Source organism: Cesiribacter sp. SM1 (assembly GCF_020178975.1).
Lineage (GTDB): Bacteria > Bacteroidota > Bacteroidia > Cytophagales > Cyclobacteriaceae > Cesiribacter.
Window position 1 is genome coordinate 84,361 of record NZ_JAHXBU010000039.1, and the last position, 25,048, is coordinate 109,408.

The 25,048-nt window shown below is 48.0% G+C and carries 16 protein-coding genes and 1 pseudogene; 8 read left to right on the plus strand and 9 right to left on the minus strand.

The annotated features are described in order from the left end of the window. The first annotated feature begins 9 nt into the window (after positions 1-9). Positions 10-4,155 carry a chemotaxis protein CheB gene (locus KWJ01_RS04940; protein ID WP_224995314.1) on the plus strand — a complete coding sequence of 1,382 codons (4,146 nt, stop codon included), beginning with the start codon at positions 10-12 and terminating at the stop codon, positions 4,153-4,155. A 118-nt stretch (positions 4,156-4,273) separates the two neighbouring features. On the opposite strand, the gene KWJ01_RS04945 is transcribed toward KWJ01_RS04940, so the two are convergent. After that, positions 4,274-6,397, minus strand: a complete 2,124-nt coding sequence (locus KWJ01_RS04945; RefSeq protein WP_224995315.1) for an ATP-binding protein — start codon at positions 6,395-6,397, stop codon at positions 4,274-4,276. A gap of 301 nt (positions 6,398-6,698) precedes the next feature. Here KWJ01_RS04945 and KWJ01_RS04950 point away from each other — a divergent pair, with 301 nt between their 5' ends. Next, positions 6,699-7,361, plus strand: coding sequence for an acetoacetate decarboxylase family protein (locus tag KWJ01_RS04950; RefSeq protein WP_224995316.1), 663 nt, complete (start codon positions 6,699-6,701; stop codon positions 7,359-7,361). A gap of 97 nt (positions 7,362-7,458) precedes the next feature. On the opposite strand, the gene KWJ01_RS04955 is transcribed toward KWJ01_RS04950, so the two are convergent. From KWJ01_RS04955 to KWJ01_RS04980, 6 genes are all read right to left on the minus strand, one after another. Beyond that, positions 7,459-9,258 carry a secretin and TonB N-terminal domain-containing protein gene (locus KWJ01_RS04955; protein WP_224995317.1) on the minus strand — a complete coding sequence of 600 codons (1,800 nt, stop codon included), beginning with the start codon at positions 9,256-9,258 and terminating at the stop codon, positions 7,459-7,461. A gap of 23 nt (positions 9,259-9,281) precedes the next feature. Further along, positions 9,282-10,337 (minus strand): FecR family protein, encoded by a 1,056-nt coding sequence (locus tag KWJ01_RS04960; RefSeq protein ID WP_224995318.1) that lies wholly within the window; start codon positions 10,335-10,337, stop codon positions 9,282-9,284. A 73-nt stretch (positions 10,338-10,410) separates the two neighbouring features. Then, positions 10,411-11,262, minus strand: coding sequence for a DUF4249 domain-containing protein (locus KWJ01_RS04965; RefSeq protein WP_224995319.1), 852 nt, complete (start codon positions 11,260-11,262; stop codon positions 10,411-10,413). Positions 11,263-11,274: 12 nt separating this feature from the next. Beyond that, the gene (locus KWJ01_RS04970) at positions 11,275-13,626 is read right to left on the minus strand and encodes a TonB-dependent receptor (RefSeq protein WP_224995320.1); all 2,352 of its coding nucleotides are present in this window, start codon (positions 13,624-13,626) and stop codon (positions 11,275-11,277) included. A gap of 21 nt (positions 13,627-13,647) precedes the next feature. Continuing rightward, the gene (locus KWJ01_RS04975; RefSeq protein ID WP_224995321.1) at positions 13,648-13,815 is read right to left on the minus strand and encodes a hypothetical protein; all 168 of its coding nucleotides are present in this window, start codon (positions 13,813-13,815) and stop codon (positions 13,648-13,650) included. 104 nt (positions 13,816-13,919) lie between these two features. Further along, positions 13,920-14,513, minus strand: coding sequence for an RNA polymerase sigma-70 factor (locus tag KWJ01_RS04980; protein ID WP_224995322.1), 594 nt, complete (start codon positions 14,511-14,513; stop codon positions 13,920-13,922). A 383-nt stretch (positions 14,514-14,896) separates the two neighbouring features. Here KWJ01_RS04980 and KWJ01_RS04985 point away from each other — a divergent pair, with 383 nt between their 5' ends. The 4 genes from KWJ01_RS04985 to KWJ01_RS05000 all read left to right on the plus strand — a co-directional run bounded on the left by KWJ01_RS04985 (position 14,897) and on the right by KWJ01_RS05000 (position 22,419). Next, entirely contained in the window at positions 14,897-15,889 is a 993-nt protein-coding gene (locus tag KWJ01_RS04985; protein ID WP_224995323.1) for a cation diffusion facilitator family transporter, read from the plus strand. 740 nt (positions 15,890-16,629) lie between these two features. Beyond that, a complete protein-coding gene (locus tag KWJ01_RS04990; RefSeq protein ID WP_224995324.1) occupies positions 16,630-19,980 on the plus strand; it encodes a T9SS type A sorting domain-containing protein in 3,351 nt (1,116 codons plus the stop codon). A gap of 376 nt (positions 19,981-20,356) precedes the next feature. After that, positions 20,357-21,169 carry an SH3 domain-containing protein gene (locus KWJ01_RS04995; protein WP_224995325.1) on the plus strand — a complete coding sequence of 271 codons (813 nt, stop codon included), beginning with the start codon at positions 20,357-20,359 and terminating at the stop codon, positions 21,167-21,169. 506 nt (positions 21,170-21,675) lie between these two features. Beyond that, positions 21,676-22,419: a hypothetical protein gene (locus KWJ01_RS05000; protein WP_224995326.1), complete on the plus strand. Its 744-nt coding sequence runs from the start codon at positions 21,676-21,678 to the stop codon at positions 22,417-22,419. 93 nt (positions 22,420-22,512) lie between these two features. Here the strand turns inward: KWJ01_RS05000 and KWJ01_RS05005 are convergent, their stop codons facing one another. Beyond that, complete coding sequence (locus KWJ01_RS05005; RefSeq protein ID WP_224995327.1) at positions 22,513-22,872, minus strand: damage-inducible protein D; 360 nt, start codon at positions 22,870-22,872, stop codon at positions 22,513-22,515. Further along, positions 22,850-23,818: a DnaJ C-terminal domain-containing protein gene (locus tag KWJ01_RS05010; RefSeq protein ID WP_224995328.1), complete on the minus strand. Its 969-nt coding sequence runs from the start codon at positions 23,816-23,818 to the stop codon at positions 22,850-22,852. Before KWJ01_RS05010 ends, KWJ01_RS05005 begins: the two co-directional genes overlap by 23 nt. A 289-nt stretch (positions 23,819-24,107) precedes the next feature. Here KWJ01_RS05010 and KWJ01_RS05015 point away from each other — a divergent pair, with 289 nt between their 5' ends. Further along, positions 24,108-24,530, plus strand: coding sequence for a helix-turn-helix domain-containing protein (locus tag KWJ01_RS05015; protein WP_224995329.1), 423 nt, complete (start codon positions 24,108-24,110; stop codon positions 24,528-24,530). Positions 24,531-24,786: 256 nt separating this feature from the next. Next, positions 24,787-25,041, plus strand: a pseudogene (locus KWJ01_RS05020) (DUF4212 domain-containing protein); the annotation flags it as partial. Positions 25,042-25,048 lie beyond the last annotated feature (7 nt).

Below are 25,048 nucleotides of genomic sequence, written 5' to 3' on the forward strand. Positions count from 1 at the left end.
GGAACCTATATGCGCTCTTCTGCTCCAGAAAATAAACTTGCCTCCTCTCCAAAAGAGAAGTCCGGTTCAAAGAAACAGGACGATCACTATGTTGTAGGCATTGGGGCCTCCGCAGGAGGGTTGGAGGCTATCAACGAACTCTTCGATAATATTCCCCACGGTGGTAACTTTTCTTTTGTGGTAATTCAGCACCTCTCGCCCAACCACAAAAGCATGATGGATGAGCTGCTGGCCAAGCATACACAAATGGAAATAGTACGGGCCGAAGAAGGTACCCGCCTGCGGCCCAACCATGTGTACCTCATCCCCAGCAAAAAGAACATGACGGTAAAGCATGGCAAGCTGCACCTTACCGAAAAGCCTGCTACTACCGGTGCCAACCAAACCATCGACATTTTTCTGGAATCGCTGGCCAGGGATAAAAAAGATCATGCCATTGCCATTATTCTTTCCGGCACAGGCTCCGATGGCACCAAGGGTATAGAAAGCATAAAAGAACATGGCGGGATGGTGATTGCCCAGGACCCTGCCACTGCCAAGTTCGATGGCATGCCCAACAGCGCCATTGCCTCCGGCTGTACCGATCTTATTCTGCCCCCGGAGCTGATGCCCGAGGAGATTTTCCGCTACCCTGAGCATGCCAGCCATAAGGAAGCCGGCAAGCTTATGCTCCAGGATGCCGACATCAACCAGCTGGTAGAAATCATATCGCTGGTGCGGGAGCAAACCTCTCACGATTTCTCTTCTTATAAAGAGCAAACCCTGCACCGCCGCATTCTCAGAAGAATAGCCCAGGTAGACATTGACAGCCCCAAGGAATACATTCACTACCTGCGCAATAACCCCGACGAGGTAAGCTACCTTGGAAAGGAGTTTCTGATTGGTGTTACCCGCTTTTTCCGCGATCCGGAGGCATTTGCTTTTCTGGAAGAAAAAGTGCTGCCGGAAATCATTTCCAAAAAATCAATGGATTCTCCGGTAAAGATATGGGTAACAGCCTGTAGCACCGGCGAAGAAGCCTATACCCTTGCCATGCTTGTTTGCGAGGGGCTGGCAAAGCTAAAAAAAGACCTTGATGTAAAGATTTTTGCCACCGACATAGATGGCAGCGCCCTGGAGTATGCCGCAAAAGGAGCCTATCCGGAGAGCATCCAGAAAGATGTTTCGCCCGAGCGGCTGGAGAAGTTCTTTACGAAGGAGGGTAAAAAATACTGTGTGAACCAGAAAATAAGGCGCATGGTAATTTTTGCCCAGCACAATGTGATCAAAGATCCGCCATTTAGTAAAATGGACCTGGTGAGCTGCCGCAACATGCTCATTTACATGAAGCCTGCCCTGCAGCGTAAGGTGCTGGCTACTTTCCATTTTTCGTTAAAAGTAGGTGGTTACCTCTTTTTAGGCCCCAGCGAAAGCAGCGAAGAACTGCTGCCCTCGCTAAAGGTGCTGAATAAGAAGTGGAACATTTATAAGATTATCTCCAAGAGCAGAAATTTTATTTTTGATGGCAATGTGCTGGAGAAAGAAAAGCAGCTTGCCCAGCGCATACCAGATGTACAACCCAAACGCCGCTCTGCCGAGCAGGAAATGCAGGAGGCTTTTCATGAGCTGGTAACCGAGGAACTTGGCTTTGCAACAGTGTTCATCAATGAAGATTATGAACTGCTGCAGGCCATTGGCGACTATAAGCGCTTTCTGGAAATGCCCGATAAGGTGTTGCAGAACAACCTGCTCAAAATGGTTCCGCGCGAGCTTTCCCTGGCACTTAACCTGGCCCTGCGCAAAGCTACCCGCGATAATGAAAAGGTGGTTTCCAAACGTATTGAGCTACTGAAGAAGGGCAACATCCACTATGTTTCGCTCATTGTAAAGCCTTACCTCTCTGCCGATCAGTACAGCCGTAAGTTTATAACAGTGCTGTTCAAAGAAGACAGTTCTGAAAAAATAAAGCCTGGCGAACGGGCACTCTTTGAGCAGCAGGTAAGCATTGAGCGGCTCATTGAACTGGAAAATGAACTGAAACAGACCAAGCACGATCTGCAGGCAATGGTAGAGGAGCTGGAAACCTCTAACGAGGAAATGCAGTCGAGCAACGAAGAGCTGATCTCCAGCAACGAAGAACTCCAGAGCACAAACGAAGAGCTGCAGTCGGTAAACGAAGAGCTGCATACGGTAAATGCCGAGCACCAGCAAAAGATCCGGGAGCTGGAAGAGCTTAACGACGACCTGAACAACTACTTCCGCAGCACCGATATCGGGCAGATCTTTGTAGACAGAAACCTGGTGATCCGCAAATTTACACCCAGCATCAAGCAGCAGATCAACCTTATTGAGTCTGATATCGGGCGGCCAATCAACCACCTCTCCTACAACATCCGGCACGAGGATCTGATAGAAGACATTACCTCTGTGCTTAAAAGCTCACAGGTAGTGCAAAAAGAGATAGAAACACGCAATGGCAAGTACTACCTCATGAAAATTCAGCCTTACCTCAGGCATGATAAAAGCGTGGATGGTGCAATTGTTTCTTTCGTGGACATTTCTGAGGTTAAAGGCCTCAACAACCTGCTGGAAGGCGTACTGAACAGCTCCATGAGCGGCATTATGGCCTTTAGTCTGGTTACCGATCAGCAGGGTAAGCCTCTGGACCTGGAGTGGACACTCATTAATAAGGCAGGCAAACGTATTTTCGGAAAAGAAGGCATGGAGCTGGAAGGCAAGCGCCTGCTGCAGGAGCTGCCAGGCTTTAAAAAAGAAGGCCTGTTTAAAAAGCTACTGTCTGTTTCTTCTGCCAAAAGGCCCCTGCACCTCGAGCAGCACTATACCTTCGATGGCATAGATGCCTGGCTGGAAATTATTGCTGTTCCGCTGGATGCTACCGGAATAGCCCTCACCATTGTAGACATCACAGAAAAGAAAGCTGCCGAAGAAGAGCTGATTGCCACCTACGATGAGGTAAAGGATGCAGAAGAAAAGCTGCGCAAGCTTAACCTGGAGCTGGAGAAACGGGTAAAAGACCGCACCAAGGAGCTTTCGGAAAGCGAAGAACGTTTCAGGCTGCTCTCAAGGGCAACCAACGATGCCGTATGGGACTGGGACCTGGTAACCAGCGAATTCTGGTGGAATGAAGGCTTCCAGGAGATCTTTGGGTTTAAGGAACAGGATATTGAGCCCGGCGTAGAATCCTGGTTTAACCGCCTGCAGGCCGATGAGCGCAAAACCATTATCGATGAGCTTAACGAAGCAATTAATAATGGTGAAAAGCAGTGGGCTGCCGAGCATCAGTTCTTAAAAGCAGATGGCAGCTATACCTGGGTGTACAACCGGGGCTACATCCTGAAGAATGAGTACGGCATACCCTGCCGGATGCTTGGCTCTATGGTAGATCTCTCCAGCCTTAAGAAAGCACAGGACGAGCTGGAACAAAGCAATAAAAACCTGCGGAAGATCAATGCCGACCTCGACAACTTTGTTTACACCGCCTCGCACGACCTGCGCGCCCCGGTAGCAAACCTCGAGGGCCTGCTGATGCTGCTCAAACCCAAGTTCAGGGAGTATATGCCGCAGCAGGAGCAAAAGCTTATTCAGCTGGTAGAGGCTTCTATCGAAAAGCTGAAGCGCACCATTCATGGCCTGCTGGAGATCACCAAAGTGCAGAAAGACCTTGAGCGTAAGGTAGAGGATGTATCGTTTGCCGAAGTACTGGCAGATGTTGAGGGTGATATCCGGAACCAGATTCAGGATACCGCTGCCCACATTACTACCAATTTTAAGGTGGAGCGGCTAAAATATAACCGTGTTAACCTGCAGAGCATTCTTTATAACCTGCTAAGCAATTCGCTGAAGTATAAGTCTCATGACCTGCCTCCGCAAATTAAGATCAGCACCGAGCGTAACGAGGGGCATGTGGTGCTAACCTTCTCCGACAATGGCCTGGGCATGACCACCCAGCAGCAGAAAAAGCTGTTTACCATGTTTAACCGTTTCCACACCCATGTAGATGGTACCGGTATTGGATTGTACATGGTAAAGCGGATTATAGAAAACAACGAAGGCCGCATAAAAGTAGAGAGCAAAGAAGGCAAAGGCACCACCTTTAAAATATACTTTAAGGAAAAGGCTTCTGAAAAAGAGGTAGACCAGGCAGTGCTGGTGTAGTTGCCATACAAGTTAAATGCCAGATGCTGATGATGGAACGGCAGCATCTGGCGCTTAGCCCATTTCGGGGAGGCGCTTTCAGAAACATAGAGGTTTTAGAGTACCGGTTTCTCCTCAATCATGAGGCATAGCGTTTAAAGAATACCCTAAAGGTTGAGCCAACCCCTACCTCACTTTCTACTTCAATTTTGCCTCCTGCATTTTCCACTACTTTTTTTACAATATACAGGCCAACCCCCGAGCCCTCTACATGATCGTGCAGCCGCTTAAACATGGAGAACATTTTATGCTCCTGCGCCAGGTCAATACCCAGGCCATTATCCGATACTGAAAGAATGATGTACTCGGGTGTATTTTCTGTGGCAATTCTGATAAAAGGGGTGCGCCTGGCAGCCCGGTACTTAATTGCATTGCTAAGCAGGTTGTATACCACGCTGCGCACATTTTTTGCTGAAAAGCGAACGTACGAATCCTTTGGAAACTCCAGCTCCAGCGCTGCCCCTGATTCGATGATGGCAGACTCAAGATCCAGCTGTACCTCTGCCACCACTTCGGCCAGATTCACATACTGCACATCTTCGCCAGACTCCCGCTGTATTCTGGCAACTTTGGTAAGCTCTGTTACCGTTCTTTTAAACCGGTCTATAGAAGCTTTTATATAGTCCAGAAGCTGTTTTACGGTAGGTGATTCGAGCACCTCAGGGGGTAGTTGCATGCGCAGGGCATTCATCAGCCCTTCTATGTTGGAAATGGGTGCCTTTAAATCATGCGAGGCAGAATAAACAAAGTTATCCAGATCTGCATTTGTTGCCAGCAGCTGTTTGTTAACTTCTTCAGTTTCGTACCTGGCTTCTACCTGCTCATTAATGCTGACAGCCACTACAATAACCCCTGCAATACCATCCTGAGCATTACGGAGGGGGTGGTAAACCAGGTTAAAGTAGTTATTTTCCAGCTGACCGCTACGCATGAGCTTTACCGGCAGTTCGTTGGCTACGTAGGGCTCTCCTGTGTTGTAAACACTATCAAGCAATTCCTTTATGCCCTGATCCCTTATTTCAGGCAGGGCTTCCAGCACTGGCTTGCCCAGTACATCTTTGGGGCGGCGGCCCCACAGCTCACAAATACCCGGGTTGGCAAGATCTATAATATACTCTGGGCCTTTTAGGATGGCAATGGCCACAGGCGCCTGCTGAAAAATATCGTTCAGGTACCGCTGTTGCTGCACGATCTGTTCGCGTGCCTGCACACTGGCAACAGAGGTAGCTATTTGCCCGGTCAGCAGGGCATGAAAACCCTGGTAGTTGCTGTCGTACTCTAATTTTGGGGAAATGCCGGCTATAAAAAAACCAATCACATTATCCTGTGCAGGTTTGAAAACAGGATAAATCACTGCCTGTTCCGGCAGTTCATCATCCTCAGCTGCGGAATGCAGTACACCGGCAGCCGGCAGCCCATGCATGATCAGAACTCTTTTTTCCTCCTTTACCTTTGCCAGGGGCCACACAGCTTTTTCATCAGTTATGTCAATGAAAAGGGGAGCCCCTTCAGCGCTTAATCCTCCTGATTTTCCCCAAAGGCGTGCCATGGTACCCTTGCCGTCTAAAAGATAGATCAGGCTGAAGGGAATATCGCGATTGTCTACATTCAGGAACTCGCAGGTTAGCTGGCAGGCCTGCTCCAGTGTCAGTACCTGGTTCATGGCCTCGGATATATCCTTTATTGTTCTTTGTCGTCTTTGTGCCAGTACTGTATTGGTTACCTCAAAGCAGGCACAAAAAACACCTTGCACCTCCCCTGCATCATTAAAGGCAGGGCTGTAGGAGAAAGTCCAGTAGGTTTCTTCTATAAAGCCTTTCCTGTCCAACTGAATCAGGAGACTATCTGCATAAAACTGCCTGGCATTTTCTAAGATGCCCTCGGCTACTACACCCAGCTGCTCCCATATTTCAGCCCACATATCGCGCGCCCTTGCGCCTAATGCAGCAGGATGCTTTTTCCCCAGGGCAGGCAGGTAGGCATCGTTGTGGAACATGTAAAATTTATCAGACCACCAGATAAACATCGGAAAGCCGGAGTTGAGCATCAAACGGATGCACGATTTCAGGCTTTCGGGCCAGCCTTCCGGGTTTCCAAGAGGATGATCGTTCCAGTTATAGGCCCTCATCAGGGCTCCCATCTCCCCTCCTCCGAGAAAGATGTTGGATTCATTAACTGGCGAATTGGATTCTTCATGAAGCATCTGAAAAAATTTTGGCTGACAGTGGTCTTTTTACTGATCACTACAATATAATAATAAAAATAAACTGATGAGTAGCAGCACCGTAAACTGTTTGCTGTACTGTACTCCTAACACCTTCTGCACAGTCTGCTTATAAATCCATAAGCTTCCCCTGGTGATCCTGGAAAAGGAAATCATTTATACAGGGACTTTGCGCTCGTCATAGCGCTTTACAGACATCGAAAATAATACCTAACAACCTACTAACAGTTTGGTTGTAGAAGGCAAATCCTTTGCAATAAACAACCAAAACTGCGTAGCCATGGCCTCTACTACCATTGCGCCGGCACCCTGGCATTTAAGCGGCAGGGGTGCCGTACTCCTCTATCATTTCACCCACAACTTTAACGCCCGCTACGGCTTTATGGAGGAGTACCAGCGCCAGGGCTACCTGGGCTGGCTTGGTGCTGTGATGATGGTAGATTACACTGCCTCGAACGTAGGTCCTTACCAGGAACTGCTTTTTATTCCGGGCCTCTTTCGGCTGGGAGGCAGGTGGTCCTTTTCTGTTTCTAAAATATTTGTTTCTACAGAAGACAGTATGCTGAATGGACAGCGGAACTGGGGCATTCCTAAAGAACTGGCAAAGTTTGATGTAAAGCAGCAGGCAGGTGGCAGCCAGCATTTCAGGGTAAGCAAAAACAGCACTACTTTTTTCGAAGCCTCTTTAAAAACCGGCGGCTTTTCACTCCCCTTCTGGAGCCGCCTGCTGCCGCTAACCCGCATTACCCAGCAGGCACTGCAGCAACTGCTCTTTACCAGAATTCAGGTGCAGGGCCACACCCAGTTTGCAAAACTGCAAAAAATAACCAGCGACGAAGACTACTTCCCGCCCCTGCAGGGCCTGCGCCCCCTCCTGGCTTTATCAGTAAAAGATTTTCAGATGACATTCCCTCAGCCAGAAGTATTGGCGCAAAGAAGGTAGATGTTAGAAGAGGGTCAACAGACAATAGATCATAGACAATAGATAGCGGGCAGCAGGCAATAGCCTGTGGCAGCAAAGTTAATACCCCACATTCCCTCTAAAACCTGACACCAGCATTAAAACCTATCCACATTTTTACGTTGGTGCTGCCCCGGGTCTCATCGTAAAAGGAATAAGAAGGTAGCTGCGATCCAATCACACCTTCCTCATTCTCCACCTGCGAAACCATTACATTATAGGTAGGGCCGGCGAAGATGCTGAAGTGACGGGCAAATTGCCAGCCAGCCAGCAATCTGAATTTACTTAACTGGTTAAGCTCCCATTCCCAATCCCAGCCTTCATCAATTCCACTTTCAAACACATGATAGCTGATGGCATCTGTATTTAACCTAAAGCGATTGCTTAAGCGCCATTGGGCGCCTATACCATAGCCAAAGCCCCAGCGGTTAGGATCCTGCACCTGGCCGCCTGCAGCAAATATGTTATAAAAGCGCTCCACACCTGTTTTAAAGGCAAGATTTGCTTCAAAATCGTCGGCAGTCCACAGTTCCAGGCTACGATGCCCGTTCTTAACGATGCTCAAAAAGCCAATAGGAATACCATTCATGCTGTCGGCAATATTGATAAAGCCTAACTGCACCCCTTTTACATAGCTGGCCGCATTCAAAAAGCCAGCCATTTGCACACCCTCTACCCTGCCGGCAATGTTACCAAAGCCTGCAGCCTGCACCCCTTTAATGGATCCGGCAATATTGCCAAAGCCGCCAAACTGGGCTCCTCTGCCTACAGAATCTGCTATGTTGCCGAAGCCGGCCGCCTGCAAACCCTCTACATCAGCAGCAATATTTCCAAAGCCACCAAGCTGGGCTCCTTCCAGATCTCCTGTAATGTTTCCAAAACCTCCTGCCTGCAAACCATAAATGCTACCGGCCAGGTTACCAAAACCGCCCGCCTGCACCCCGTACATGTAGTTGCGGGTAAAGTTAGAAAAGCCGCCAAACTGGCCTCCTCTAAGGCTATCGCCACTAAAATTGGTAAAGCCACTGGCCTGCACCCCCCGCACACTATGGTTTACCACGTTAAAGATGCCGGCAAACTGCGCTCCCTGCACATAATTGTTTTCAATATTGCCAATGGAGGAGGCCTCCACACCCTCCAGACCTGCGCTGTAGCCAATGAGCAGGTGTAACGACAGGCGGTTTACATACTGGCGGGAGTTAACGCCCAGGTTGCTTAAGGGATATACAAGGCCTACATGCACAGGATTGATTTCAGGATCGGACTCTGTTTCAATCTTAGAGAAAATGGCTCTGTCTACAGAAGCGTATAATAAGCCGCTGGGCGGCTCCACCACGTTTGGCGATGGGCTCTCATCAGTATATTCCGGCCTTGGTGCAACCGCAGGCACCTTAGCTGGTTCTTCAGGCTGGCTGCCCTGCGCCGGGGCAGACTCCGCCGGGGCCTCCTCTTCCTCCTCTTCCTCTTCCTCATCATCCTCCTTTGGCTCTGGTGCCTCCTGCTTTACCTCATTTACCTCAGGGGCGGCAGGAGCTGCTACCGGCACTGCAGAAGCCTGCTTTTTTGGCAGATTTTTACTGATAATGATGCGGCCGTTATGTTCCCTATAGCCCAGGTTTGTGCTTGCCAGTAAGCGCTCCAGCACCTCATCGAGCGGAGCGTTTTTAAGCTGCAGCTTTACCTTAGGCGTGGCTGGCAGGTCGTTGTTAAAGTAAGAGAACTGTATGCCGTGTTGGGTATGTATTTCTTCCAGTGCAGTTTGCAGGCTTACATCTTTAAAGCTGATGCTTATTTTTTTCTGCAAAACCTGTGCAAAAACAGGCAGGCTAAGGCATAGGAAGAGCCAGCCTAAAACAATCGTTTTATGTATAAGTGACATGATATGTAAAATTGAAATTGGGTTTACTGGCAACCCTGACCTGAAATCAGGTAACCTTTTTGTGTTTGGGTAATGGTAAAATTACCAGTGAGGCGCAGTACCTCCAGCACTTCTTCAAGACTTGGATTTTCGAAGGTGGCTGTAAAACGACAGTTGCTTAGCGCAGGATCCTGCAGCACCACTTCCTGATCGAAATAATCTGACAGGGTGTGGCTTAGCTGCTCCAGGCTGGTGTTGGCAAATTGTAGCTCACCATTTTGCCAGGCCCTGAAATTAGGATTGCTGATCTCCTGCCTTTGCACCTCTGCCGCTGCAGCACCAGCCACGTTTCCGCCAAAAGTGGCCTGCTCGCCCGGGCCCAGGAAAACAGCTTCTTCTTTTTGTGCATCAGCAAAAGCCACACGACCCGTTACTACCTGTACCGTAACAGGCTGCTGGCTGTAGGCATTTACGTTAAAGGAGGTGCCTATTACTTCTGTAATGGTGCCGCCTGCCAAAATAGTAAAGCGCTTGCCCTCGGCTTTTTGTACTTCAAAAAAAGCTTCGCCTGATAGCTCCACCCGCCTGTCGTCTACCGAAAAGCTTTTTGCGTAGGTGAGGATACTGTTTTCGTTCAGCCACACCTTGCTGCCATCGGGCAGCAGTACCTCCTGCTTTTCGTTGGCGGCTGTAGCAACTTTCATAATTTCTGCCTCTGCCGGTGTTTGGCGAACCACCCACACCCCCAGCAGTAACAGCATAACAGCTGCTGCCGATGCCAGCCACCAGCGCAACGAACTTGTGGTCTGTAGCTGGCGCTCCCTGCCCTGGGGCTGAATTGTGTTGCCTGCAGGTGCTATGGGTCTATCTGCTGCTGGCATTTGCTGCTCCCGCGCCATTGCTTTTATGCTGAAGCGCTGCCAGGCTTTATCGACGTCGGGCTCCCAATTATCCATAGCACCCGTTTTATCCCACAGCTTTTTGGCCTTATCCCATTCCTCTCCCCCTTCTCCCTTAGCAGCAGCGCGCTCCTGCTCAGTGGCATTGCCACTAAGTAGTTTGGCTAGTTTTTCCATTTGCTCCTGCTGCTTATCCTGCATAAGGTTACATAAGAGGGTGATGTTGGGCTACCTAAGGTACGAAGATAGCAGTTCGTTAAATTACTTCCAGCATTTAGCGGTTAATTACACCACTTTCGGCACTAATGGTACCTTCTATGGTATCTATGGAGGCCCCTGCAAAGTAGCCGGCAGCTTTTTTACCCTCGCTGCTGGTGTTTACCACATTGGTGCGCACGTTGGCAATCGGGTTTGGAAACATGCCTCCATTGTTGATCTGCTGCGAAAGTTCCAGCAAAAACTGGTAGGTATCTTCTGTGATCACCAGCATTTCCAGCTTTACCTTGTCGTTAAGGGAAAAGGGCTCCCAGTTAAGCTGCAGGTCGTGAATATAATTGCCATCTACCATCTGGTCTGATACAAAGATCAGCTGACCGGGCTCGCTCAGGTACTGGTCGTTCTGGTACATGCGCAGGTGGTAATGATCGCCTTCTGTTTCCAGCTCCTGCCCAAAGAACTTCAGGAAATAACCTTCGTCCATGCCACCGCTCTCCTCCTTAAACTCATAGGTAAGATAATCTACTGTTACCCCCGGCTTGATATTAGTTACAGCCCTGTAGCTTTCGCCATCGTAGTCGATGCTAAGGGTGTAGGTGTTGCCCACCTTGCCCCGTATATTTTGCGTCTGGTACTTGCCGGGTGCTACCTCTATCAGTTCTTCGGTAAAGCCCTCATTATCGGCAATGCGTACCGTTGCGCCGGTAACCCTTGGGGTTTCGGCGTTGCCAAAATAGGGAGCTGTGGTAGAAAGCGTAATGGTATAGGGGCCGGGGGTATCGTAAATCCAGCCATCTACCACCAGCAGGGGCTCTCCCTCCGGCAGCTCTACATCAATTACATCGGTACAGGCAGCCCCGGTGAGCAGCAGGGCCAGCATCAGCATATATGTTTTTAAGTGCTTGATCATTGGAAGAAAAGATTAGAATTTAAAGTTGTAGGTAACCGCAGGGATCACAGAACCAAAGAGGGCAAAGCGTACGGCCTCGGTCTGTTTGGGATTATCCTCGTTCTGGCGGAAATAAACTGTAAAAGCATTTTTGCGGCCGTACACATTATAGAGGGTAAACACCCAGTCGCTCTCCCACTTTCTGCCGGGGTGTTTGCGGCCTGCCAGCGTAGCCGACAGATCGAGCCTGTGGTAAGCAGGTACCCGGTAGTTGTTGCGCACACCCAGGGTGTTGTGCGGTACAGTGTAACCACCCCATTCGTACCTGCCGTTGGGGAAGGTAGTGGCCACACCAGTGGCATAAGAGAAATTACTGCTTAGGCTCCAGCGCTCGTTCAGGTCGTAAAGGGCTACAACCGAGAGGTTGTGGGTACGGTCGTATTTGGCGTTGTACCATTCGCCATTGTTAATCCCCGCTATCTTACGTTCAGATTTAGAGAGCGTATAGCTCACCCAGCCAGTGAGAAGGCCTTTGCTCTTCTTTGCGAACAGTTCCAGGCCATAGGCCCGGCCCCGTCCGTACAGCAGTTCCCCTTCCAGGTGCTCATTCAGCAGGGTTTCAGCTCCATCAATAAAGTCTACCCCATTCTGCATGTCTTTATAGAAAACCTCTGCAGATGCTTCTACCGTATTTTCCCTGAAGTTGCGGAAGTAGCCCAGTGCCACCTGGTCGGCCAGCTCCGGCTTTATATTGTTGGTAGTAGGGCGCCAGATATCCCAGGGCGATGCGGCCGTTGTGCTGGAGATCAGGTGAATGTACTGCGCCATGCGGTTATAGCTGAACTTAAGCGAGCTGCGGTGGTCCAGGGAATAGCGCAGTGAAAAGCGCGGCTCGGGATTGGTATACTGAGAAACAGTTTCTCCTTTTCCGTATTCTTTTGGGTTAACGGGTGCTTTGCTGTCGCCATCCACACCCGCATACTCATATACCGTGGTGCCCCCCAGGTAGCGGAAGTGCGAAAGCCTAAGCCCTGCCTGTACCGAAAGCTTGTCAGAAACAGTCCATTCGTCATCAGCATAAATACCCAGCTCAACCGCATTTTGCTGGTCCATTTCCATACCATTGTAAATAGACTCGCTGCCCACGCTAATTTTACCTGGCGAGAACTGGTAACGGATGGCACTGGCACCAAAGTTTACCGTATTGCTTGGGTTCAGGTACCAGGAGAAATCGGTTTTACCACTGTAGTTGATGATGTGCGAGGTCCACTTAAAAGCTTCGGCGCCATCTGGTATGCCAAGGGAGTAGTTGTAGCGGCTGGCCACGCCTGTAAAGTTGGCAAACAGCTTGTCGCTGATAAGCCTGTTCCAGCGGATGGTGCCGGTGGCGTTGCCCCAGTCGGTGCCAAAATCGTCGCCAAAGCCTGCTACATCACGGCCAAAATAACCGGAAAGGTAAACGGTGTTCTTATCATCCAGCTTGTAGTTAACCTTGGCAGTAAGGTCGTAGAAGTAAAGGGTATTGTTGTTGAGCTCCGGATCTGAGCTGGCCTTCAGGAACAAATCGGCATAAGAACGACGACCTGTGATGATAAAAGAGCTCCTGTCTTTCACAATGGGCGCCTCTACCGTTAAGCGGCTGGAAACAGTACCAATACCACCAGATACCGAAAGTTGCTTGGCGTTCCCTTCTTTCATGCGTACATCCAGCAGGGAGCTAAGGCGCCCGCCGTATTGCGCAGGGATTCCGCCCTTGAGCAGCTTTACATCTTTTACGGCATCGGGGTTAAAAACAGAAAAGAAACCAAAGAGGTGTGAACTGTTGTATACGGGGGCTTCATCCAGTAAAATCAGGTTCTGGTCTATGCTGCCACCGCGTACGTTAAAACCGGTTGCACCCTCACCTACCGAGCTTACACCGGGCAGTAGCTGAATGGAGCGTACAATATCTACCTCACCCATCAGGGCTGGCATTTTGCTTACCGTTTTTATCTCCAGCGTGTTGGCACTCATTTCGGTGCTCACTACGTTGGCATCGGGTCGTTCGGCAGTTACCACCACCTCCTGCATCTGATCAGACTCTTCGCTTAGCTGAATGTTGAGGGTGTGGTTCTGGTTTACATTGAGTTTTGTTTGCTGCGGCACATAGCCAATGTAGCTAAAGGTAAGGGTGTAAACCTCTTGTGGCAGGGTGAGGGAATAAAAGCCGTACTGGTTGGTAACGGCACCGGTTTTCAGTTCCTGAACATATACAGTAACGCCAATAAGGTCTTCGCCATTGGCCGCATCTTTTACATAGCCGCTGACGGTAAACTTTTGTTGTGCAGCGGCAGTGAAATATAGTAGGGTTAGGACCAGTAGCAGTCCTGTTTTCTTAAGGTTCATGGGTAAGGAAAAAAATAAGGTCTAGATTAGGGAGCTGGCAGGTTTGGTCTGCTGCAGCCATTGTTCCAGCATGCGTTGTGCTAACTGCCAGCCCTTGCGGTAGCTGGCGACAGTAGTGGCTTTTTCCTGTTGGGTAGCAACCCGTAACACAGGGCTCCCCTCGGGCAATCCCTTTACTTTACTATTCATGGTTGATAATTTTAAGGTTAATGGTTAAAAGGGCTATGCATGGCCTGGGGATTCTCTCCCCTTTGTAGATAAAACACCTAAGCCTTCTGCTACCCTACCCTGCCCTAGAAAAATTTCTTAAAAAAGATGGAGGAGATCAGCAGCAGGAGGCAGAGCAGGTCGCTCAGCTGGTAACGTAAGCGCCCCAGGGCAATGCCCATATGTTTTTCAACAGCTTTTACTGATATATCTAAATGCTCCGCAATGGTTTTGTAAGACATTTCTTCGTAACGGCTTAGCGAAAAAACCATGCGTGTATTTGGGGGTAAGGATTCTATCGCCTGTGCGATACGTTCTTCCACCTCCATCAGCTGCATGCTTTTATCGGCAGTATCGTCGCTGGCCAGCATGGCTGCGGCAGCCTCGGGCTGCTCCTGCGGCTTGCGCTGGCGTAGTACATTAAGTGCCGTGTTATAGCAGGCCCTGTATAAATAGGAGATGGTGGCTGGCCCAAGTTCCAGGCTCTGGCGGCGGTCCCACAACTTCAGAAAGGTTTCCTGCACAATATCTTCTGCCTCTTCCGTATTGCGTAAGATGCGGTACAGGCTTTTGCAAAGCATGGGGTAGCAGGAGCGGAAAAGGGCTTCTATCTTTTCTTCCGGCGACTGGTAGTCATAGAGGGATACTATATCTTTTGCCTGCTCCACTTTTAAAAACACAAGAAGCGCTGAATTACAGGGCAAACTTAAGGAGAAGTGGAGCGAATGTTTCTTCCGCCTGTGTAATTTTTTTGCCGGTCCTCAAAAGCTTAACAAGGCGTTAATCTATTGTTTAAACACCAGTAAAGCAGACTATAAATTATCTTCAGGCAAATTTCTGAAACACTTCACAACCAGGTCAGAAGCCTGCAGGCAGAAAATTTGCCGGATTGCCCCTGCTTCAGAATAAATCTAAAGCAAACAGGGCTGCTCAAAAAGCTCTTTAAAAACATCGTTCTTACTAAACCTGCGTAGAATTTACAAAGCTTTGTATTGGGCGCTTAGTCCGGCAGATTGCTTAACTTGCACCCCCTGCGGTTTTAATTTGTAGCCATACGCTAGTTTTGACAGATACCAAGAAAAAATACCAGCGAATTGCCTTAACTGTTGGCATTGTTCTGATGCTGATAAAATTTACAGCCTGGTGGATCACCGGCTCCAATGCCATTTTATCTGATGCGCTGGAATCTATCGTAAATGTAGTAGCCAGTGGCTTTGCCCTTTACAGCATAGGCTATGCCGCCCGCCCGCAGGACCTTGACCATCCCTATGGCCATGGTAAGATTGAATTTCTGTCTGCCGGACTGGAGGGCGCCCTCATTGGCATAGCCGGTGTGGCGGCAATGGGCAAAGGTATATACAACCTCTTACACCCCCAGCCGGTGGAGGCGTTAGGGCTAGGTATTGTGTTTACCCTGCTTACCGGCGGTGTTAACTTTTTACTGGCACGCATGCTGTTGCAACGAGGAAGGGAGCTCAATTCCATCAGCATGCAGGCCGATGGCCGCCACCTGATGACCGATGTGGTAACCAGCGGTGGCCTGATCCTGGGCCTGGGCCTTATCTTTCTCACCGGCCTGGTGTGGATTGATAACATCATTGCCATTATTTTCGGCGGCATCATTATCTTTTCCGGCTATCGTCTGCTGCGCGATTTTGTGGGGGGCATTCTGGACGAAGCTGATCTTACACTGGTAGAGCGGGTAATTAAGCTCCTGAACCAGCACCGCAGCAAAAACTGGATGGATGTGCATAACCTGCGCATCCAGCGTTTTGGCGCTAACATTCACCTCGACTTTCATTTTACCCTCCCCTACTATTTTACCCTGGAGGAAGGGCACCGGGAGATTGATGTAGTCACGGGGCTGGTAAGCCAGTCGCTGCCCCATGAGGTAGAGTTTTCCATCCACGCCGACCCCTGCGTTCCGCCTATCTCCTGCGGCATCTGCATGAAAGACGACTGCCCTGTGCGCAAGCAGCCTTTCAGACGCAGGATTGAGTGGGATGTAAGCAACGCTTTCCTGAATGAAAAGCACAGCCTGCAAACGCCGGAGTAGCTACTCACAATACATGTAAGATAAGCCCATCTTGTTCTACTTTTTCATAAAAGCCTGCACAGATAGCCTCCTATTAACTTAAGGGAGGTTCTCTGACAATCTGCTTTTCAATAATCGGGCTTTCAGTGCATTAACCAGGCTTATTTTTACGAACGCTCCATCTATGAGTTGTGAGAGAACCCGTAAAAGCACAAAAACTTATTTTATCGATTTAATTTTTTTTTAATGTAAGGTTTATTGTTTGATGTTGAAACAATCCTTAGCTTCGTACTAAATATTCTGGAAAAGTGACAAAGCTTTCCTAGGGTCTTGGCTTATATTTTCATAAACACATAGTACCGGATGAGCACTTTTAATTTCCGACTATTCAGAGGCAAATGTTCTTATATATCTGCATCTGTCTACTACACGGAAACATCTGGTAAAAGAGCTATACTCCTACCCTATAATCTTTATTGCCGGCCCGAGGCTTTGGTCAAAAAGCGATCACCAAAGCACTCTCAAAAATAAAAAGCTCCCTCTGTGCGTATTGCAGCAGGGATGTTGCAGGCGCACGCACCACGTGCTAACAGACAATACAAGATCACACCCCATTGACACCAGATGCTGCCCTTAGTGGGCAGCTGCATATAACAAATAACAGGTCTGTACGGAACCGCCGCCTCAAGTGCTTTAGGGCACTTGAGGCGGCGGTCGACAACCATTCTGCTAAAACATCTAACAACAAAATCCAAATACACATGAACGAACTTTTACGAATCGGGTGGAGTACAACCAGGAATAGTCTGGCCCACTACACCCTCACCCTCCTCGCCCTGCTGCTCTTTGTGAGTAGTGGCTTTGCGCAAGAAACAACTACCACCACTGAGCCTACATCAACCAAAGTGGTGTATGGAACAGCAGCCACCTACAGCACTCTTCCTACTGTTAGTTCAGACAAGGATGATTATGCTCCCGGTGAAACTGCTATTATCACCGGCACAGGCTGGACATTAGATAGTCTGGTAGATATTCACTTAGAAGAGGAACCCGCTCATGATCACCACCATGGCTATCATGATACTAAAGTGAATGCTGATGGTACTTGGGAGATTAGGTATCCAATCGAGGAGCGGCACTTAGGTACCAAGTTCACAGTGGTTGTGGATGGCCAACAGACAGGTTATCAGGGTTTGGCTTATTTTACAGATGGATTTGTAAGAGTTAGATCGGATTCACCCGATGTTAGTTTCTATGTCAGCTACAAGGTGACAAATACATCAAATTGTAGTGGAGATGCAATAACACAGGCAGATACCCATGAAAATCCTAGTAGTAGAAACAATGTTCTAATCAATGATTCAGGGGGTGATGGCACAACTTTGTATAATGTTTCCCCCGGAGATAAAAATACTCCCACTCAGTACATTCAAATAACAGCAGCTTCAACGTCAGTACAAGGTGGAAATTTTATCAGTTGGACAGGACCGAATGGGTTCGTAAGTAATAGTCCTACTATATGTATAAGCGGAACAACTCCTACAAGATTATACACTGCAAATTATGCTTCTTGTACCACTCCTACCGCAACTATAAGCAGTAGTGATGCCGATGATACTATTTGTGAAGGTAATTCTGTAACCTTTACTGCAGGAGCTATCACAGGCGCAACATATGAATTTTTTGTAAATGGTACATCTACTGGTGCAGCAAGTACAAATAATGCTTATACTACAACTTCACTTACTAATGGTCTGACAGTAACAGTACAAGTAACCAATGGAGGCTGTTCAGCTACAAGTGCAGGTATAACTACCACTGTTAACCCAAACCCAGCTACGCCTACAATAAGTACTACTACAAGCACAATAGTTTGCCCTAGTAGTTCAGTTGTATTAACATCATCTGCTACTACGGGTAATCAGTGGTATAGGAATGATGTTTTGATTTCTATGGCAAATGGCCAAACTTATACTGCAACAGAAAGTGGTTCTTACACTGTGATAGTGACAGAAAATGGTTGTTCTTCAGCTGCGTCTGAACCTATTACCGTAACGGTAGAGGATACACAGGCACCAAATGCACCAGCTACTTTTGAAGCAGCCACAGGCGAGTGCGCTGTAACGGTTGTTGCTCCAACAGTTGAAGACAACTGCGCAGGCACCATCACTGGTACAACTACAGACCCTTTGACCTACACAGAACAGGGCGAGTATGAAATCACCTTCACCTTCAATGACGGCAACGGCAACACTTCCACTACGACCCAGCAGGTGATCGTGAATGATGTAACAGCTCCAGTACTCACTGCCGCTGCCAATCAGGATGTAAACCTTGGTACAGAATGCTCTATCGTTGTTCCAGATGTAACTGGTTCTGCTATTGACAACTGCGCAGGCACTACCATCACCCAAGCTCCAGTAGCTGGCACCGTGGTAACTGCAGTAGATGGTCAGACCATCAATGTAGTGGTAACCGCTACTGATGCCGCCGGTAACACAGATGAAGCAACTGTAGTCTTAACAGCACAGGATGTAACAGCTCCAGTACTCACTGCCGCTGCCAATCAGGATGTAAACCTTGGTACAGAATGCTCTATCGTTGTTCCAGATGTAACTGGTTCTGCTATTGACAACTGCGCAGGCACTACCATCACCCAAGCTCCAGTAGCTGGCACCGTGGTAACTGCAGTAGATGGTCAGACCATCAATGTAGTGGTAACCGCTACTGATGCCGCCGGTAACACAGATGAAGCAACTGTAGTCTTAACAGCACAGGATGTAACAGCTCCAGCTATTGCATGCCCTGAAGATCAAACAAGACCAAATAACTCAGGAACTTGTACATATACAGCGGTAGGTAATGAATTTGACCCCACTTATGACGACAATTGTGGTGTGGAGTCCATTACTAATGACTACAATAATTCTGCAACCTTAGCAGGCGCTGTATTTGAAGAAGGAGAAACAGAAGTTACGTGGACAGTAAAAGATGCCGCCGGAAATGAATCTACCTGCTCGTTAACAGTAACAGTAACTAACGAAGCTCCAGTGATTAATAGCATCACTGGTCCTGCAGGTCCTGTACAAGTTAGAACGGGAGTAACGTTAACCGCAAACTTTACAGATACTAATCTTGAGTCCGCAACATGGAGATTAATAACCAATGATGCTGTTGTAAATGAATACTCTTGTAAAAACTGTATAGAAGGCAATACGATTTCAGGAAGTTTAAATCCTGAACCAGGAGTCTACATTGTAGAACTGGAAGTTTCAGATGCTTGTGGAATAACTCATAAACTGCAGTACGAATATGTAGTTATATATGATCCTAACGGTGGTTTTGTAACCGGAGGCGGATGGATTGAATCTCCTGCAAATGCAATGCTTTCTGGAGTTTCTGGTAGAGCTAACTTCGGTTTCAATGCTAAGTACAAGAATGGTAAGACTAACACTGCTGAAGTGGACGGACATACTAACTTCCAGTTTAAGGCAGGAAATCTTCATTTCTCAAGCTTTGAGCACGAGGATATGAGTTTAGTGATTTCAGGTAAGAAAGCTACCTATACCGGTTACGGAACTGTGAATGGTTCTGGAGTACACCGATTTAGAGTGATCGCAATAGACGGTGACGCCAATGGTGGAAGTGGTCCGGATCAATTCAGGATCAAAATCTGGGGTAACGGATCTAACAGTGACGAAGACGTGCTTTACGACAACCATCGTGGCATAGCAGAGAGCTCAGACCTTGCCACAGTACTTGGCGGCGGCTCCATTGTAATCCACAAACCAACTACAAAAACCACCACTACCGCTACCACCAAACGTGTAATCGAGGAGCCTACTACAGTTTCTGAGATCAGCACTGTTACTGCTTACCCGAATCCACTGAAACAGCAGCTGTTTGTGGAGCTTCCTGAGATGGAAGAGCAGCAGGTGGCGCTGACCATCTACACCCTGGACGGACGTGTGATAACACAGAAGAAGGTTCAGACCAGCGGTCCTGCTATGCGTGTGGAACTGGAAGAGCACTTCGATCAGTGGTCTGCTGGCATCTACCTCTTGAAAGTGGAAGCTAAAGGACAACAAAAAGTAATCAGACTTGTGAAATAATAGATGTTAAACGCGTGAAGAAGCCCGGCCTTTTGGTCGGGCTTCTTTTGTTTTAAGCCAGAGCCAACTCCACATCAGGCTTATGTATCATTACACTACACCTAAAATGCAAAACAGCCCCTGAATGATTCTTTATTTATTACAAAAAACATATATGTAAGAGTTTTGAGCTTTATGTGAAAAATAAGAGCCGTCATTACTAATATCTTGCAGCATATTTCTGTACAAGACAGGCTTCTAGCAACGAGACACATACATTAGTCATAATTCAGATAAAAACACGACCCAAAGATTCCCTGAACAGAAATTGAACCACACTTATTAAAAAATTATTAAAATCACAAAAACCCCTTACACCTAACCTCTGATTAATACAATGAAGAAACTCTTACTCACACTCATGCTCCTTGCATTCAGCACGGTAATGTTTGCCCAAACCCTGCGTAACGGGTCAGGCAATGGCTTAAACCTTAGGAGCGAACCGAGCACAAATTCAAGTGTCCTTACCTCTATTCCAGCCAATGCGAAAGTAACCGTTGTAGACAGCAGCAACAGCGAGTGGACCAAAGTAAAATATGACGGAAAAACCGGTTATGTGGCTTCAAAATACTTAACCGAAGAAAACAACCCAAACCGCAACAACAGTAACAACAACAATAACAGCGGAAGCAACAATCGTAGCAGCAACAACAATTCTTCCGCAAAGAGCAAAAGCTCTAATGGAGGTGGCACCGATTATACCACTGGTATTGGTGTACGTTTGGGCAACTGGGAAAGTGGCTTAACCATTAAGCACTTCTTCAAAAGCACTGCTGCCATTGAAGGCATCATCAGCAGCGGCTGGTACCACCGCGGCACCCGCCTTACGGCACTCTACGAAGTACAGAAACCTTTAGGCGGCAACGGCTTTTACTGGTTCTGGGGTGTTGGTGGTCACCTGGGTCTGTACAACGACCGTTACTGGAACGATGGCGACTGCAAAGATGGTGGCTACTGGCATAAAGGCAAGTGGTACCCATGCGATGGCGGTACAAGGGCAACCCTGGGCATCGACGGTATCATAGGTCTTGAATATAAATTTCCTACTGCACCTTTTACCCTGGGCTTAGACTTTAAACCTTCTATCGACATTCTGGGATGGGGCCGCCACTATGGTGATGGTGCCTTTACCGCCCGTTATGTTTTCTAAAACTTAGCACTTAAACAAGATAAAGGGTTTGCCTCTGTGGATGCAAACCTTTTTTTTATGGTTAAAGCTTTACTTTAAAGAATGTATGATACATACAAGCCTACAGGACACAAAAGCAGCGGAATACGAGAATAACTGCAGTTTATTGCACGTAGTGACTTACAAAAGATAAGACCGGTACCGCTATACCCCTTCATTGTACCCCCAGAATGCAATTCTTAATTCAGCATCCATCTCTTCTGCAATAAACATAATCTATGTAAGAGATTGGACTATTGAGAAAAGTATTACCGCTACAATAATTGAAATTTTGTAAGGTCGCCTAACGGTACTTATCCCTGATGCAGGTAACAACTATTAGTAACACCGTTAAGCCATTTTAGGTAAAGCGAGAGACTCAACTGCCCCTTAACTCTACTGATTGCCCAAAGTACGCCGGGCATACCAATGTGGGGGGAATGTTGATGGTCAAAACAAACTATACTATCAAACCTTTGATTATGCTCATGAAAAAGCTTACGCTAACTCTTTCCGCCCTGGCGTTTAGCACTGTTCTTTTTGCTCAGTCTGGTCATGCTATTGCTGATGCTCACATAGGTCTGGAAGAAGCCCCTGCGAATGCCAGCGCCAGCTACACAAACGATCAGTGGGAAAACAACTGCTCTGACAGTCAGTCTGAAAGTATTTCCCTACAACATATTTCTGAAGAGAGTACAGCAGAATGCAGCAGCAGCCTTCCGCCCAGGAAGCGGCACAATGTGCCCAACAAAGCTTATTCTGTGAGAGGCGGTGTATCCTACATCACAAGCTTTGGCCTGCGTTTGGGCGCCAACGAAGGTGGCTTAACCATCAAACACCTGCTTACCAGCAACACTGCAATTGAAGGCATTTTAAGCACCAGCTGGCGCTACCGTGGCGCCCGCGTTACCGGTTTGTTTGAAAAGCAGCGGGCCATTGGCAGCGAAGGCTTTTACTGGATGTGGGGCGTAGGTGCCCATGGCGCTTATGAAACCCAACGCCCCTGGAACAGCAAAGACTGCAACGACGACCGCTACGTTTATAATGGCGAAGTGTACAACTGCGACGGAAGCAAAGTTACTGCCGGCATAGATGCACTGATTGGATTTGAATATCACTTCAGCGATGCACCTTTCACTGCAGGTATTGACCTGAAGCCATCACTGGACCTGTTGGGCTGGGGCAGCCGTAACTATGGCGATGCCGCATTCACGATCAGGTACGTGTTTTAAAAAATACAGCACTTAGCAACAGATAGGTTTTGCCGCGGGGCAAAACCTTTTTTGTTTTACAGGCCCTGCCCTCTTTATGCCTGCACAAGCCCTCTACTGTCCATTAAAGCTTTTCCCGATCAGGGCTAGCTGCATGCGCGATACCTCCGGATGCTTTGGGTTTGCATTGATGAGTACCAGGCACCAGGCCAGCGGCGATAGCTTCCAGTCTTTTACTACGCCCGTTTCCTCACATCTATAAACAGGCTTAAAATGCTCTGCCAGCTCCAGGTGCTGGCTCCGGCATACCTCCATTGCCCGCCGCAGGGCTTCCTCCAGCTCTAACAGGCTGGGCAGGTCCAGGATCTTCTGCAGTTCGCTGGCATAATAAAGCAGCTTACTCTCCTGCAGGCTGTGAAGAAAAGATTCAAAATGTGGATTATTGCTCTGATCAACTTGAATGTGTACCAGCATATTTCTGCTCTTTTAGGCGCTTAAGCTCTTCGAACAAATGTTTCTCTTCGCTACTGAGCTGGCTGGGCAGCTCCACCTGAATACGTACATACAAATCTCCAAACTGGCCCGGGTTGTTATACCTGGGCATGCCTTTATCACGTAAACGCAGCACCTTGCCATTTTGTGTTAGCGCAGGCAACTGCATGTTCACAGGACCAGACAATGTATTAACAGTAACTTTACCTCCTAAAAGGACTGTATACAGATCTACCGGCAGATCTGTGTGAAGATCATCCCCCTTGCGCTCAAACTGCTGATGGGGAGCCACATGTACGGTCAGGTACAAATCGCCTGCCGGGCCTCCGTTTACACCGGGAGCTCCTTTCCCTTTTAGCTTCAGTGTTTGCTTATCTTCTATACCAGGCTTTAGCTTTATGCGCAGCTGCTCACCATGCACATTCATGATGTGGGTAGTGCCATCGTAAGCATCCTGCAGGCTAATGCCCATTTCACTTTGCAGATCCTGGCCCTTGAATCCGGAAGCCTGCCTGCTGCCGGCACCTTCGAAACCACCGCCAAAGAAGTTCTGAAAGAAATCAGAAAAGCCTCCCCTGCCTCCAGACTTGGTGTTCCCTCCAAAAACATCTCCAAAATCGTAAGCCTGGTAAGTACGCCCACCCTGTTGCTGGCGTGCATATTCTGTCCAGTTAAAACCTCCGGCACCACCCGTTTGCTGGTAGCGGTTCCAGTTTGAGCCAAGCTCATCATACTGCCTGCGCTTTTCAGGATCACTCAGCACATTGTTGGCCTCGCTGATCTCCTTAAACTTTTCCTCGGCTACCTTATCTCCCTTATTCTTGTCGGGATGGTACTTCACTGCCAGCTTCCGGTAGGCTTTCTTGATCTCATCCTGGGATGCTGTTTTACTTACCCCTAATATCTTATAGTAGTCTTTGTAGTCCATGCAATAAATCTTCGTGTAGTTCACATAAGTAACAAAATTGGAGCCACACTTTCTCCAATCACTAAAAAAAATACTTTATAAATATTCAAATAATCCAGCTTAAAGCATGTTCCAGCCATAGCTGGCCACTACTTCCCCTACCCCTGCTTTCAGAAATAAAGCGGCTGTTTACCCCCCACTCTTCAGAACAAGCCAAAGGCATCTGGGCATCAATTCAGAATAATATTCTGAGTGCAATTGCTAAATTAGTATATGTTTGCTAAGTTGGTATAGTAAATTTTTTCCAGTCATGAATACTCTTTCCTGTCCAAAATGTCAGCATGACAAAACTGCCAAAAGCGGCATAGTAAAAAACCGGCAGCGGTATCGCTGCAAGCAGTGCAATTATCATTTTACTGTTGAAAAGGCAGGAAAACAGATTGATAGTTACTACGTAATAAAAGCCCTGCAGCTGCACCTGGAAGGTGTTGGGTACCGCGAGATAGAACGCCTGCTTGGCGTGAGCCATGTTACCGTTATGAACTGGGTAAAGAAATGGGGCATCAAAGCGCCGGACCAGCTGGAGTATCGCCCCACCTACAGCGTGATGAACCACCAGGAGCTGCTGCATTTCATGAAAGATAACCGCCAGCTGAAAGGCATGGGCATGCTGGTAACAGAACTGGGCGATAAGTACATGGTGATCCGCTGGGAAAGATTCAGAGTACAGTAACTATACCGTTAGCACAGCTATACCAGCAGGCAAGCCTCCCCACAAACGTTTTCTGAAATTAAATCTGACAAGTGCTACAGCATGCCGGCACTGCCGGCTTACGCTACCTTTTTACTACAGCCACATGAGTCAGAGCAGGAAGTGTGCGGCAGAGCTCCGTTCATCCATTTCCCCTGACCTTAGCGGCTAGCGTAATGCACCACAGGCAGGCTGAAAGCACAAGCGCTTATACCGACACTATTACCAAATCTAAATTATGCAAAAACGCAACCTGGAGGGCTACTGGCGTAAAAACATACGTTACGTGCTCGCACTACTGGCAGTATGGTTCCTGGCCTCTTACGGAGCAGGCATCCTGTTTGCCGACGAGCTGAACAACATTCGTATGGGTGGTTTCAAACTTGGCTTCTGGTTTGCCCAACAGGGCGCTATTTACATTTTTGTGGTCATTATTTTTATATATGTGTACCTGATGAACAAGCTGGACAAAGAGTATGATGTAGATGAGGAAGAAGCAG

Excerpts from the sequence above, each read along its gene's own strand:
- KWJ01_RS05015 (WP_224995329.1), top strand. The coding sequence starts at position 24,108 with ATGAATACTCTTTCCTGTCCAAAATGTCAGCATGACAAAACTGCCAAA.
- KWJ01_RS04965 (WP_224995319.1), bottom strand. The coding sequence starts at position 11,262 with ATGATCAAGCACTTAAAAACATATATGCTGATGCTGGCCCTGCTGCTC.
- KWJ01_RS04945 (WP_224995315.1), bottom strand. The coding sequence starts at position 6,397 with ATGCTTCATGAAGAATCCAATTCGCCAGTTAATGAATCCAACATCTTT.
- KWJ01_RS04975 (WP_224995321.1), bottom strand. The coding sequence starts at position 13,815 with ATGAATAGTAAAGTAAAGGGATTGCCCGAGGGGAGCCCTGTGTTACGG.
- KWJ01_RS04940 (WP_224995314.1), top strand. The coding sequence starts at position 10 with ATGCGCTCTTCTGCTCCAGAAAATAAACTTGCCTCCTCTCCAAAAGAG.
- KWJ01_RS05000 (WP_224995326.1), top strand. The coding sequence starts at position 21,676 with ATGAAAAAGCTTACGCTAACTCTTTCCGCCCTGGCGTTTAGCACTGTT.
- KWJ01_RS05005 (WP_224995327.1), bottom strand. The coding sequence starts at position 22,872 with ATGCTGGTACACATTCAAGTTGATCAGAGCAATAATCCACATTTTGAA.
- KWJ01_RS04990 (WP_224995324.1), top strand. The coding sequence starts at position 16,630 with ATGAACGAACTTTTACGAATCGGGTGGAGTACAACCAGGAATAGTCTG.
- KWJ01_RS05010 (WP_224995328.1), bottom strand. The coding sequence starts at position 23,818 with ATGGACTACAAAGACTACTATAAGATATTAGGGGTAAGTAAAACAGCA.
- KWJ01_RS04970 (WP_224995320.1), bottom strand. The coding sequence starts at position 13,626 with ATGAACCTTAAGAAAACAGGACTGCTACTGGTCCTAACCCTACTATAT.
- KWJ01_RS04955 (WP_224995317.1), bottom strand. The coding sequence starts at position 9,258 with ATGTCACTTATACATAAAACGATTGTTTTAGGCTGGCTCTTCCTATGC.
- KWJ01_RS04995 (WP_224995325.1), top strand. The coding sequence starts at position 20,357 with ATGAAGAAACTCTTACTCACACTCATGCTCCTTGCATTCAGCACGGTA.
- KWJ01_RS04950 (WP_224995316.1), top strand. The coding sequence starts at position 6,699 with ATGGCCTCTACTACCATTGCGCCGGCACCCTGGCATTTAAGCGGCAGG.
- KWJ01_RS04960 (WP_224995318.1), bottom strand. The coding sequence starts at position 10,337 with ATGCAGGATAAGCAGCAGGAGCAAATGGAAAAACTAGCCAAACTACTT.